Raw genomic sequence first — 13,315 nt, forward strand, 5'->3', positions numbered from 1 at the left:
AGGGATGAATAAAGAAAAAATTGCGCGACGTTTTCAGCAGCCGACAGAGAATTTGCTGATGAAGATCGCGGTTTTAGCCAAGGAAAAGGAAGATATTATTGATTTGTCGATTGGTGATCCTGATTTGATCACTAACCCGGCGATCATTGAAGCGGCGTATGCCGATGTTAAAAAGGGGGCGACGAAGTATACAGCCCCTGACGGCAGCAAGGAATTTTTAACTACTGTCGTGGATTTTTATCGAAAGAAATATGGCCTCGATTTTCAGGTGAATCAGGTCCGTGCCACAGTGGGTGCTTTACATGGGATGTATCTGGTGATGCAGGTACTGCTAGATCCCGGTGATGAAGTGATTATCCATGAACCGTATTTTTCGCCTTATCGTGAACAGGTGACCTTATCTGGCGGAACGCCGATTTTTGTTCCAACCTATGAGAAAAATGGCTTTCAATTGGATGTGGCTGACTTAAAAGCGGCGATCACTGACCGAACAAAGGCGATCATCATCAATTCGCCAAACAATCCCACTGGTGCGGTTTTCTCAGAAAAGACGTTGAAGCAGATTGCGGAAGTAGCAATCGAAAAGGAACTCTTCATTATTTCAGATGAAATCTACGAAGACTTTGCCTTTAAAGAAACATTTGTACCAATGGCCAGTCTTGCGCCTGATAACACGATCACCATCAGCGGAGTATCGAAGGGCTTTGCCATGACTGGCTGGCGCTTAGGCTACATGATAGCACCGACGTATATCAATCAAGTGGCCGGGATGATCAACGAGAGTATCACTTACTCCGCACCGACAGCTTCCCAACGCGGCGGGATATATGCGTTAAAGCATTATGAAGAGCTTGTTTCTCCAACAGTGGCGATTTTCAAAGAACGACTGGCCTATATTGAAAAAAGAGTGGCAGAAATTCCTTATTTGTCCTTGCCATCTGTGGCTGGGAGCATGTATGCTTTTATTAATATCAGTAAAAGCGGCTTAGATTCTGTAACCTTTGTCGAAAAAGTTTTGGAACAGAGCGGTGTTTTGTTCGTTCCAGGAAAAGCCTTTGGTGAAAATGTCGGAGACGACTATATTCGTCTGGCGGCGACGCAACCAATGGAAGTTTTAGCGGAGGCGTTTGATCGATTGGCTGAGTTGACGTTTTAGCTCGCAGAAGACGGCACATTTTGAGAGGTAACTCTTTACTGATCCTATTATAGTAGAGGTAGGAGGAAAATGAATGGAATGGTTAGATCATTTTAATAACAGTATTGCTTATGTAGAGGAGAATTTGGCGCGAAGCATTGACTTGGACAGGGCAGCACAATTGGCGCAATGTTCCAGTTATCATTACCAGCGAATGTTTTCTTATATTGCTGGGGTAACGCTAGGGGAGTACATCCGACGGCGCAGAATGAGTTTAGCGGGTGTGGATCTGCAGCGGGGCGAAAAAGTCATCGATGTCGCGACCAAATATGGCTATGATTCTCCAACGTCCTTTAATCGAGTGTTCAAAAGCGTTCACGGAATTACGCCGAAGGAAGCTAAGCAATCAGGAGTGAAATTGACTAGCTATCCCATGTTGACCTTCAAAATAACCGTAAAGGGAGTACAGGCAATGGAATATCAACTGATTGACAAAGAAGCGTTTCATGTAACTGGTTTGAGTTTGAAAATCGAGCAGGATATGGAGATGGCGCAAAAGCGCATTCCAGAATTTTGGAATGAAGTTAGTGCCAGCGGAGACTTGGAAAAATTGATTCCCCTGATGGATCAAAATAATCCAGGAGTATTAGGGGTCAGTTTGATGACTTCGGAGGTTCAAGATACGTGGGAATATGTGATTGGTGTCGTTAGTGAAGAAGCCTCAGAAGAATTTGGAAGCTATGAAATCCCTGCGGCCAAATGGGCGATTTTCACAGGAACAGGTCCGATGCCTGGTGCGATCCAAGAATTGCAGCAGCAGGTCTTTCAGGAATGGCTGCCGACTTCAGGCTTTGAATACGATGAGCTGCCGGATATCGAGCTTTACTTGGATGCGAATCCAGAAAATGCCCAGTTCCAGGTTTGGCTTCCCGTTCGCGCGAAAGCTGAATAAAGCACAAAAGAGGCTGACCCATAAGTGTTCAGCGTCAAGAAATAAGAAGGAAAGTCCAAAAATTGTTCCTCAAATTTTTGTGAATTTTCGGCTTATTTCCGAAGACGCTACTTATGAGACGCCGTTTATTCGCGAAAAGGAACTGACCCAAAAGTTAACAAGACTTTTGGGTCAGTTCCTTTTTGTTCCATAGATTATAAAAAGGTAAGCTTCAATTTATTGACTTGTTTAGCCAGCGGCTGCCAGAGCAGCACATTGCACAGCATCATGATCGTGAATCCGACAAGAATTGGAAGAGTCATGGCGCCTACTGATAAAAGCTCGTGGAATAATCCGACCGCAACAAAGCTGCCTAGAGTCGTTGTAATAACTAAGAAAAGGCGTAGACGATTAAATGGCTGACAGGATTTCATCACGGCAAAGCAACTGATTCCGATCAACAAATAATACATCAACGTACGAGTATCTAAGGCGGATAGGAAATGCTGACCCAAGAACCAAACAAGTACAACATTCACTAATACTAAGATGCCACTAGGCAGAGCACGCTTGATGGCCGTCGGTAAAAAGCGTCCTTGAATTTTCCGATTGTCCGCTTCAAAGGAAAGGAAGAAAGCTGGATACCCTTCAATTGCCAAATCAATTAAGGTGATTTGAAGTGGAATAAATGGGAACGTTGATACGGTTAAAATACAGAACAAAGACACCAACAATGAATAGATCGTCTTGATAAAGAAGACGCCAGAGGATCGGGTAATATTGTTAATGACTCTGCGGCCTTCAAAAATAATGGACGGCAAGCTGCCGAAGTTCGAATCCAACAGCACTACGTCAGCAATCTGCCTGGTTGCGTCATCTCCCTCTGCCATTGCGATAGAAATATCCGCCTCCCGCAAAGCCAAGATATCATTTACACCATCGCCGGTCATCCCAACGGTTTTCTCTAGTGATTTCAATTCGTGAATCAGCAGTTTCTTTTGTTGCGGCGTTACACGACCGAAGATAGAATGACTGTGTGCCAAGGCGCGGATCTCCTTTTCATCGGAATAGCTGGAAAGATCAACTGCTTTTTGATAATCGGCGAAGCCAGCTTTTTCAGCGATTGCTGAGACCGTTTTAGGATTGTCGCCTGAAATGATTTTTAATTCGACTCCTTGCTCAGTTAAAAAGTTCAAGGTGTCTTTGGCATTGGCACGGATTGGATCGCTTAAGGTCAAAAAAGCAATCGGCATCAGGTCTTTTGGTTGTTCTAAAATCCCGTTTGATGTCAAGGCAATCAAAAGAATGCGCAAGCCAGATTCTTGGTAATGATGAATGATTGATGGAATCTGACTCGGTTGTAATAGATTTTCAGGAGAACCTAAGTAGAGTGTTTTGCCATTTTCAAAGGCAACCGCACCGTATTTTCGTTCAGAAGAAAAGGGCAGTACCTGCTTGGCTGGTTCCTTTGCGCCCTCACCGAAATAACGATTTAAAGCTTGAGCGGTGGGATTGCTATCTTCAGTCGCTGCTAAATAGCTGGTCATCAGAGTCGGCAGAAGGCCGCGATAGTTTTCGTCTAAAAGGTACAGATTCTCAACCTGCATTTTCCCTTCAGTTAAAGTTCCAGTCTTATCCAAGCAGAGAACATCCATATGCGCCAAATTCTCAATAGCATACATATTTTGAACAAGGACATTTTTTTTCGCTAATTTCAGGACACCGGTAGTCAAGGCGATGCTGATCAGCAGTACCAGTCCCTTCGGCAGCATGCCTAACAGAGCCGCAACCGAAGCGACAACAGCAGTATAAGTAGAGCTGTTACGTAGGAAAAAGGCTTCAAGAAAAAGCAGAATTCCAATCGGCAAAATAATAAAGCTGGTAAATTTTGAGATTTTTTGGATTGATTGGATCAGCTCGGATTTGATTGGCTTTGCGGCTTTCGTTTCATTGATAATTTTTGCGGCGTAATTATCTGCGCCAACGTTTTGTACTTCTGCAACTAAGTGTCCGCTCGTTAAGAAGCTGCCAGAGAGTATTTCCGCGCCGTTTTTCTTAACAATCGTATCGGATTCACCGGTAAGCAGGGATTCGTTGACTTCCGCCAGTCCGTCTAGTACCAGCATGTCGCTGGGAATCTGTTCCCCCGATTTTAGCAGAACATGATCACCTAAGACCAATTGCTCTGGAGCAATAGCTTGCTTTTTACCGTCTCGAATCACCGTGATATCATTTTGAGCGAGCAGCGTTAAACGGTCTACCATTTTTTTCGCACGAATCTCTTGAACGATGCCGATTACGATATTCATGATGATAATCAGAATAAAAAACATGTTGCTGTAGGCTTTGACCGCAAATAGACAAGCGGCCAAAAGGAAGTTCAATAAATTGAACAATGTCAGGGTATTTTCTCGAATGATCGTGCCGGTCGATTTTGCTGGGTTCATCCGATAATCATTGGTTTGTCCAGCGGCGATCCGTTCCTGGACTTGTTTTTCTGTTAATCCTTTAAATGGTTGCATAAGTAGTTTTCCTCCAAGTGACAAATCAATAGGTTCGCTTTAGGATACAAAACAAAAGGAAATAAAAGGTGCGGAAAGGATAAACAATTTATAAACTATTTATTAATACTTGCTTCATTTTTACGAAAAGAGGAAAGGTTCGTGTTAAATAGGAAGATAGAAGAAATCAAATGAGGTGACAAAGGATGACGATTCGTCAGCGACTGTACTTTTCCAATATTTTAATGATCGTCATGCCGATTGTTTTAACAGGAATTGTTTTAGGCGGGCTCTTTTTCATTTTTTCTGAAACCTTCGGCAGTGATTTTATCAATCAATGGCAGGAAAATGAGCTGTATACCAAAGAGTATGACCGCATTGAAGCCCTTCAAAAGAAGTTTCAAGTAGAAGACCCGACCCAAGCCCAATTAATTCAAGCACTTGATGATCTGAATGAGGAGCATCCAGCTAGCGAGGTCGTCAGCGTGTTACTTTATGATAATGATCGAACATTGCTTCAGCGCAGGGGGACTTATCAGGAGGATAGTATCGTGAAAAGTATGCTGGACAATCCGGATCAGCATACATTGGTAGTGAATAAAGTTTTGATGAATCGTATAACAATCGGTCGATTTCAGGTGCTATTGGTTAACCAGAATTACCATATGAACTTAGAGGAGCAATTATTAGACAACAAGAGGATGATCTTCTTGGTTGTTCTATTAATCGTTGTCTGTGTGATTCTTTTTGTGGTCTTGACGAATTACATTTTGTCTCGCTTTATTTTTCGACCGATCAATGACGGGTTGACTGTTCTGCTGCAGGGAGTTCAGCAGATTCGGGACGGCAATCTCAGCTGGCGAACAGCCTATCAAGAAGAGGATGAATTTCGTCCAGTAGTCAATAGTCTCAATGAAATGGCTGAACGGCTTGAAATCCTAGTAACAGAACAGGAAAAAAACAGTGAAAATCGCAAAGAGCTGATCGCGGGGATTTCCCACGACTTGCGCACGCCGCTGACTGCGATCAAGGCGTATGTTGAAGGTCTGGAAAAAGGGATAGCGACAACACCGACGATGAAAGAAAAATATTTACAAACAATTACAAAAAAGACGGATGAACTGACGCATTTAGTGGATCAGCTTTTCCTCTTTTCTAAAGTTGATTTAGGAGATTTTGCGTTGCGGATTCAGAACGTGACTATTGGGAAATATTTAGCTGACTTGATTGAAGGCGTGACCGAAGAATATCGGCAGCGGGGCTTAAAAATAACCCTTGGTGTGCACTCATATCAAACACAGGCCGCTGTCGATCCAGAGCAGCTGCGTACCGTATTTATCAATATTATTGAAAATACAGTAAAATATGGACATCCCTTCGACAATCAGCTGCTAATCGAACAATACGAAGAGTCAGAGCAAATAGTGATAACCTTTAGTGACAACGGTCCGGGTGTCCCTTTGCCACAACAGAAAAACTTGTTTGATGTGTTTTATCGGGGGGATAAAGCGCGGACGCAGTCAGGAGAAGGCAGTGGTCTAGGGCTGGCCATTGCTCGTCGTGTCATTGAAAGTCAAGGCGGGGCGATTGAAGCGCGCGATTCTTCAAAGGGTGGGTTGCAAATACGCATTCAACTGCCAATTAGCAAAGACGCGGACAAAATGAAACGAATACGATAGCTTGAAGGAGACAAACAATGAAGAAGATTTTGATTATCGAAGACGATGAGGCGATTGCGGACATTCTCCAGGATTTTTTAACGATCAACGGATTTGAAAGTAGAATCGTTCATGATGGCGCGGAAGGGTTGACGGCTGCTTTAACTAAAGACTATGATTTGATTTTATTGGATGTCATGCTGCCGACGATTGATGGCATCGAGATACTGCGTCAAATACGCAGCGAAGTGCTGGTTCCTATTTTATTAGTAACCGCGAAAAATGAAGAAATCGATAAGCTGCGGGGATTAGGTCTAGGTGCAGATGATTACATCAGCAAGCCTTTTTCACCAACAGAGCTGGTGGCCCGCGTGCGGGCTAACCTTGCTCAATTTGAGCGGTTGAACCAGCAGAGGCAGGATACTCCTAAAACCCACACGATTGGTACTGGCGAGATTGTGATCCAGCCAAAGGCTATGAAGGTGTATGTCCGAGAGGAGGAAGTGGCTATGAAGTATAAGGAGTTCGAGCTGCTGCTCTTTTTAATGGAGAACATTCAACAGGTCTTTAGTAAAGAAGAGCTCTATGAGAAGATATGGGGAATGGATTCAAATGGAGATATTCGAACAGTAGCGGTTCATATCAATCGTCTGCGAGAAAAAATCGAAGCTGATCCTTCTAAACCCGCGCATATCCAAACGGTTTGGGGGGCCGGCTATCGGTTTGTTCCCTAAAGAAATCGCGCATTTTATAAAAAGATTTGGGTCGGTGAGCCAAGTCTTTTTTTTGTGGTAGAACAGATTTGCTATAATCAACTTGTGATGACAGGATTTAGAGAAGATTAGGAAAAGGGGCGTTTAGATGAAGAAAATTATTGATGTGATTACCGCCTATAAACCATATACAGAACAGGAGGCGGCAGATAAAAAGCTGTTTTTAGACAAGCTTCAATTTCAAGACAATTTATTGACAAGAGAGAATCAGGAGTTTCACTTTTCTTCTTCGGCGTGGGTCGTCAATCCTACTTATGACAAAGTACTGATGGTTTACCATAATATCTATCAGTCCTATTCTTGGACTGGTGGACACGCGGATGGGTGTGAGGAGCTTTTAGCCGTTGCCCAGAAAGAGCTAGAGGAAGAAACTGGCATTAAGGAGTACCAACTGATTTATGATGGTCTTTTTGCTTTTGATATTTTGCCGGTGAATGCTCACTATAAAAAGGGACAATTTATCAAGGCCCATCATCACATTAACACAACCTATTTGTTCATGGCTTCAGAAAATCAGGAGCTGCAGGTGAAGGCGGATGAGAACAGCGCGGTGAAGTGGATCGAGGTTGCCAATATTGACCAAGCAGTGACTGAGGAAGAAATGCGCCCATGCTATCACAAGTTAATGGAAAAGGCACTGCTTCTGAGAAAGCAAGAATGAGTAGAAAATAGTGTCATGGCGTTTTATATTCCCCTGAAAAAGTGGGAATAAGGGCATGGATACTACTCTATAAAGTAGGCGTTGGAAAAAGGCTGTAGTAAAGCCATATTTGAGCTCAAAAGTCGTCAAATATAGCTGCTTAACGTAATGGTTAGGCAGTTTTTTTCGGAAGTTCTACTTGCTTTTTAGTAAAAAAATCGCTCAAATGTGACATATGTCCTAATTGGTTTTCTGAAAAGGAACTAGAATAAGGGCATAGGAGGTGCTAAATATGATGATTCTTATTCTATTGATCCTGATTGTTGGGTTGCTTACTGGTGTTAGAAATCAACAGAAAGCAAAAGCAAATGCGACTTATTGGGCACGCATCAACGAACTTGAAGCACAACGCAAAGAACAAATCCTAGCGACCGCTATTAAAATGCAGCTAGAAGATGTAGATGCAAAATCTGATCACGATTTGAAACAAGCGAGCTAATGGCCCCTAATTTGCTATGTTTTATTCGAAAGTTTAATTGCAATCCCTTCTCTGATATCATTTCTAAGTTCTTTCAGGTAGACTAAAGGAAAATACTTAGTGGATAATTGGAGAGTGGAATGAAGTATACAATCAAAGAACTGCCAACTTTTTCAGTCATTGGTTTAGAACAAACGCTGACGGAAAAAAAGAGTCAAAATCTGGAGCGCTGCCTATCGTTTTGGCCGTATTTTAATCAACAGCTGAAAAGAAATCGGCTTGGTCAAAAAGGGATATGGACGAAGTTTGCTTTTATGACACGGCGAGAGGGTCAGCTCTATTATTTTTGTGGCATTCCTCAGCCAGAGACTGTACCGGTAAATTTTCTGTCGAAGGAGATTTCGACCTGTACCTATTTGGTGGTGGAGCATCAGGGTGCGATGAAACATATTTACGCGACTTACGAGACCCTTTATCGGGAGCTTATCCCGAAGCTGGGTCTATCTTTGGAGCAATCGGATTTTCTGCACTTTGAAAAATATGATGAAAAATTTCAGTGGAATCAAAAAAATTCGGTGATCGAAATTTGGGTTCCCCTGAAGGCCTAGGACACTCGAATGAGTGTTTTTTTATTGTAGTTTATTGTCATGGAGAAGCTTTTTCCGTATAGTGATTAGTAAGGAGGGCGATAAAAGATGATTGAATTGACAGGTGTAACGAAAGTCTATGGTCAAAAAAAGGCCTTGGATAATTTAAGTTTAACAATAAAGGCTGGAGAAATCTTTGGCTTTTTAGGACATAATGGTGCGGGAAAATCTACCACGATCAAAAGCTTAGTTAGCATTATTGAACCTACGAGTGGAGAAATTTTGTTTGATGGGAAGAATTTAAAGGAAGATCGGTTGGCGATCAAGAAAAAAATTGCCTATGTCCCCGATTCACCAGATATGTTTTTACAATTGACTGCCAATGAATACTGGGACCTGATCTCAGCGGCCTATGAATTGAAGGGTCAGGAGCATCGTCGTCAAGAGCTGATTGAATTATTTGATTTAGTCGGTCATGAGGATGAAACACTGGAAAGTTTTTCTCACGGGATGCGTCAAAAGACGATCATTATTGGTGCCTTATTACCGGACCCAGATATTTGGATTTTAGATGAGCCCTTGCAGGGGTTAGATCCGCAGGCAGCATTTGACTTGAAGGAAATGATCAAGCGTCATGCAGAAAAGGGAAACACCGTAATTTTTTCTACCCATGTTTTAGATACTGCGCAACAGCTGTGTGACGAATTAGCGATTTTGAAAAAGGGCGAATTGATTTATAACGGCTCTGTGGAGGCTCTGCTGGAAGATTATCCAAATGAATCACTGGAAAGTGTCTACCTTAAGATGGCTGGGAGACAAGCAAATGGCGAGTTGATTTCTGAAATTGAGGAGGATGCTCATGAATAGTGGGATTATCAAGCGACTAATCGCGGTGAACATGCTTTATGTTAATCCTTCATCCACCAATCAAATTCGGAAAAAAGGACATAAGGGCAAAAAGGTCATTCGCAGTATCGCTCAGCAGTACTTAATGTCGGGGGTCATTTTTCTAGCGATCTATGGGATTACGATGGTGATGATCGATTTCGCCAAATTACCCGGCTTTTTTACGTATTATATGATACTCTTCGCGTTGATCGGTTTTTCTCAGTCCCTCTCTGCTATTTTCAATGTCTTTTTCGAAAGTAAAGACCTGCAGGATTATTTGTCACTGCCCATTAAGCAGGGGGAAGTCTTTATCGCAAAATTCTTAGCGGTGGGGATGACGATTGTACCCTTTTTATTGCCGTTATTGATTTTATTTTTTCTTACAGCTTTTAAAAGCGGCTATCCGATAATCCTTGCGGTAATTGGTGCGATAGTACTGTTTTTAATCTTTTTCATTTTATTATTCAGTTTGTGTAGTTTGATCGTCTTTGGAATGACGAAGACGAAGCTGTTTCGTCAGCATAAAAAATTGTTTACCAGTTTGATGCTGGGCTTCTCAATGGTGGTTTCTGTCGGAGGTATCTTAGCCGTGAATTTTTCGCAAAACATGGTGGATCACTCGGCGGGTGTTCCTGACCGCCACCCCTTTGCGCTCTTTATGCCGTTTTATCATGTTATGCATGGACTGCTAACGGCGAAAGGACTGCTGACTTTGGCAGGCTTGCTAATTCTGACTGGCCTATTGCTGTTGGCCTTGAGATTTTTCGTGGTTCCTAGTTTGTATGAGCAATTCAGCGATGAAGGATCGCGTACCGTGGCAACAAAACGTAAACGAAAAGTCAATCAATCATTGAAGAGTCAGTTAGCCAGCTACAACCATCAGCTTCTAAAAAATCCTAACCTGATTATGCAGGTGCTGACGTCCTCTTTGATTATGCCGATCGTAATGATCGGAACGATGGTGACGACCAATCCCATCAGCTTGCAGGAGTTGGGAATAAAGTTCATGGGTGTATTCTTCGTATGTGGGATCGTTTTTGCGGGGATCACTATCAACCAGACCTCTTTTGTCAGCAATTTGATTTCGCTGGATCGTGAAAACTTTGCCTTTATCCAGTCATTGCCGTTATCGTTGGAAAAATACTTGCGACAAAAATTTTGGGTAGGCTGTAAGATTCAGATGTGTATTTCTGGCGGTGTTGGCTTGATTATGGCACTTGTGCTGCGATTTCCTCTTTTCTTACTGCTTTCTTTTGTAGCAGGGATCTTGTGGGGGACTTATCTATTGTCTTTACATTTTTTCAGTCGGGATTATCGATTGATGAATCTTACCTGGACGAATGTCAGTCAGCTTTTCACTAGAGGCGTAGGAAATTATGGCTTGATGCTATGGATGTTTGGCACAATAATCATCGGAGTCTTACTGGTTACGCTATACGCTGTTGCGGTGGTCATGAATCTGAATCCTGTTTTTCTGAATGGCGGAGTCATGCTATGGTTAGGAATCTTGTCCGGAGCCTGGCTGTGGATCAATCGCAACAATTTCTGGAAAAAGCTGGCTGATTAACGAAAAAAGTAGGAAAGAATCTTAACAGAGGTTCTTTCTTTTTTTTGTGTTCAATGAAAGAATAAAAGTTAAGTTTGCTGTATAAATGTGTAAAAATGTAATCAATTGGATTAAAATATTTGCCTTTTTTGATTGATTATTGATGGATAAATGATGGCGAAACGATAAAATTATTTCAATCATTTTTTAATATTATTTATTGCTTAGAAAGTAAGAGGGGATTCTTCCTCTTTTTTATTAGTGAACGACCTGTACTTTTTTAATTTTAAATAAAGCAGCGAAAGGAAAGGCAAGCGCTTTCTAATTTTTACTAATTATAAATAAGCTTTGATATAACAAGCTTTTTTTAAGATGCTCACAGGAGATAAAAAAACAAAATTGATTTTTTCTTAGTGACACTTCAAATTATAGTTATTTTATCATTTAGTATGTGGCGTTTTTCTAATCGAAGAAAGCGGTCTAAGCAAATAATTGTCTGAAAATTTCGACAATGCTGTTTCTTGCGCTCTGTGTTTTTTCATTGTAGAGTTACATTTAGGGTTTGCTTGTTTCTAAAGGGTTCATGCTCAATTAATAACTAATTGAACATGAAAATCAGAGGACAAAAAATCCCGAGACAAAATTGAATAGGAGTGGTTTCAATGTCCAAAGCAGAAAAAGGCATGACGCTTGGCGCCTTGGTCATGATGATCTTTACCTCAGTATTTGGGTTTGCTAACGGTCCAGTGGCATTCTACCTGATGGGGTATGGCTCAATCGTCTTTTATGTCGTTGCTGCGATTCTGTTTTTCATTCCATTCGCATTGATGATGGCCGAATTCGGTTCTACTATCAAAGGTGAAAACAGTGGGATGTATAAATGGTTGGAGGTCAGCGTAGGTCCACGTTTCGCATTTATCGGAACATTCATGTGGTTTGCTTCTTACGTTGTCTGGATGGTTTCTACATCATCTAAAGTTTGGATTCCGTTTACTACGGCCTTTGCCGGAAGTGACCAAACGCAAAAGCTACATCTACTTGGGATGAACTCAACACAAGTAGTTGGTTTGTTAGCATGTGTGTGGATGATCATCGTAACTTTGGTTTCAATTAAAGGGGTCAAAGGAATCGTCAAAATCACTAGCTTAGGTGGTCTTGCGGTAACTAGTTTGAACGTTGTTTTGATTGTGATTTCTGGAATTATTCTGGTTGCAAATGGGGGACACTTGGCTCAACCATTCAATCATATTTTACATTCTCCAAATCCTAGTTATCAAAGTCCGATCGGCTTGTTAGGCTTCGCGGTATTCGCGATCTTCGCCTACGGTGGTTTGGAAGCTGTTGGGGGCATGGTTGATAAAACCAAAAACCCTGAAAAAACGTTCCCTAAAGGAGTCGTCCTTTCAGCATTGATCATCTCTGTTGGTTATGCGTTGGGTATCTTCTTGTGGGGTGTAAGTACGAACTGGCAAGATGTTTTATCTGGTGATACAACAAACTTAGGAAATATTTCTTACGTTATGATGAACAACTTGGGTTATGTTTTCGGTGACGCGATTGGCTTAAGTCAAAGTGCCGCGATCAGTATGGGTAACTGGTTTGCTCGTTACACTGGTTTAGGAATGTTCTTGGCTTATAGTGGTGCCTTCTTTACCTTGACGTATTCACCATTGAAGACGTTGATCATGGGTACACCAAAGAAATTATGGCCGAAGAAATTCACTGAATTGAACGCGAACGGCATGCCAAGCTATGCAATGTGGGCACAATGTGGGATCGTTGTTGCAATCATCTTGATTGCGTCATTTGCGACACCAGATCCATCTGCCTTCTACAATATCTTGACATTGATGGCTAACGTTTCAATGACCTTGCCTTACTTATTCTTGATTTATGCATTCCCTAAATTCAAGAAAAAAGATGGTTTGGATCGTCCATTTGAAGTGTACAAATCTCATGGTATGACCATGGCGATTAGCGTAGTTGTCTTCTTATTAGTATTGGGTGCGAATGTCTTTACGATCTTCCAGCCAATCATCGAAGGCGCTGGCGCTCGTGATACGCTTTGGATGATCGCAGGTCCAGTAGGATTTACAGTAGTAGGTATCATTCTTTACCAAAACTACGTTCGTCGTTCAAAAGCAGAATAGGTTTAATAAAAAAAATTCTCTCAGCGAA

The 13,315-nt window shown here is 41.9% G+C and carries 11 protein-coding genes; 10 read left to right on the forward strand and 1 reads right to left on the reverse strand.

The features are described from left to right. Positions 1–4 precede the first annotated feature (4 nt). Together IGI50_RS17240 and IGI50_RS17245 are read left to right on the forward strand one after the other, a co-directional pair. Positions 5–1,156, forward strand: coding sequence for a pyridoxal phosphate-dependent aminotransferase (locus IGI50_RS17240; RefSeq protein WP_438777850.1), 1,152 nt, complete (start codon positions 5–7; stop codon positions 1,154–1,156). A 73-nt stretch (positions 1,157–1,229) separates the two neighbouring features. Beyond that, positions 1,230–2,087: an AraC family transcriptional regulator gene (locus IGI50_RS17245; RefSeq protein ID WP_438777851.1), complete on the forward strand. Its 858-nt coding sequence runs from the start codon at positions 1,230–1,232 to the stop codon at positions 2,085–2,087. A 194-nt stretch (positions 2,088–2,281) separates the two neighbouring features. On the opposite strand, the gene IGI50_RS17250 is transcribed toward IGI50_RS17245, so the two are convergent. Next, positions 2,282–4,588, reverse strand: coding sequence for an HAD-IC family P-type ATPase (locus IGI50_RS17250; RefSeq protein WP_438777853.1), 2,307 nt, complete (start codon positions 4,586–4,588; stop codon positions 2,282–2,284). A gap of 185 nt (positions 4,589–4,773) precedes the next feature. On the opposite strand from IGI50_RS17250, the gene IGI50_RS17255 reads away from it, so the two are divergent. The 8 genes from IGI50_RS17255 (at position 4,774) to yjeM (ending at position 13,287) form a co-directional block, all read left to right on the forward strand. Continuing rightward, a complete protein-coding gene (locus IGI50_RS17255; RefSeq protein WP_438777855.1) occupies positions 4,774–6,246 on the forward strand; it encodes a sensor histidine kinase in 1,473 nt (490 codons plus the stop codon). Positions 6,247–6,263: 17 nt separating this feature from the next. Then, positions 6,264–6,959, forward strand: a complete 696-nt coding sequence (locus tag IGI50_RS17260; RefSeq protein WP_438777857.1) for a response regulator — start codon at positions 6,264–6,266, stop codon at positions 6,957–6,959. A 127-nt stretch (positions 6,960–7,086) separates the two neighbouring features. Continuing rightward, the gene (locus IGI50_RS17265; protein ID WP_438777858.1) at positions 7,087–7,659 is read left to right on the forward strand and encodes an NUDIX hydrolase; all 573 of its coding nucleotides are present in this window, start codon (positions 7,087–7,089) and stop codon (positions 7,657–7,659) included. Positions 7,660–7,930: 271 nt separating this feature from the next. After that, entirely contained in the window at positions 7,931–8,137 is a 207-nt protein-coding gene (locus tag IGI50_RS17270) for a hypothetical protein (protein WP_438777860.1), read from the forward strand. Positions 8,138–8,256: 119 nt separating this feature from the next. Beyond that, a complete protein-coding gene (locus IGI50_RS17275) occupies positions 8,257–8,724 on the forward strand; it encodes a GyrI-like domain-containing protein (protein ID WP_438777861.1) in 468 nt (155 codons plus the stop codon). A gap of 87 nt (positions 8,725–8,811) precedes the next feature. Then, on the forward strand, positions 8,812–9,570 hold the full coding sequence (locus IGI50_RS17280; protein WP_010743650.1) for an ABC transporter ATP-binding protein: 759 nt from the start codon (positions 8,812–8,814) through the stop codon (positions 9,568–9,570). Then, positions 9,563–11,158 (forward strand): ABC transporter, encoded by a 1,596-nt coding sequence (locus IGI50_RS17285; RefSeq protein WP_438777863.1) that lies wholly within the window; start codon positions 9,563–9,565, stop codon positions 11,156–11,158. The genes IGI50_RS17280 and IGI50_RS17285 overlap by 8 nt, the downstream gene beginning before the upstream one ends. Positions 11,159–11,799: 641 nt before the next feature. Further along, the gene (gene yjeM / locus IGI50_RS17290) at positions 11,800–13,287 is read left to right on the forward strand and encodes a glutamate/gamma-aminobutyrate family transporter YjeM (RefSeq protein ID WP_218257568.1); all 1,488 of its coding nucleotides are present in this window, start codon (positions 11,800–11,802) and stop codon (positions 13,285–13,287) included. Positions 13,288–13,315: the final 28 nt, after the last annotated feature.

The organism is Enterococcus sp. DIV0170 (assembly GCF_051710765.1).
Lineage (GTDB): Bacteria > Bacillota > Bacilli > Lactobacillales > Enterococcaceae > Enterococcus_A > Enterococcus_A raffinosus.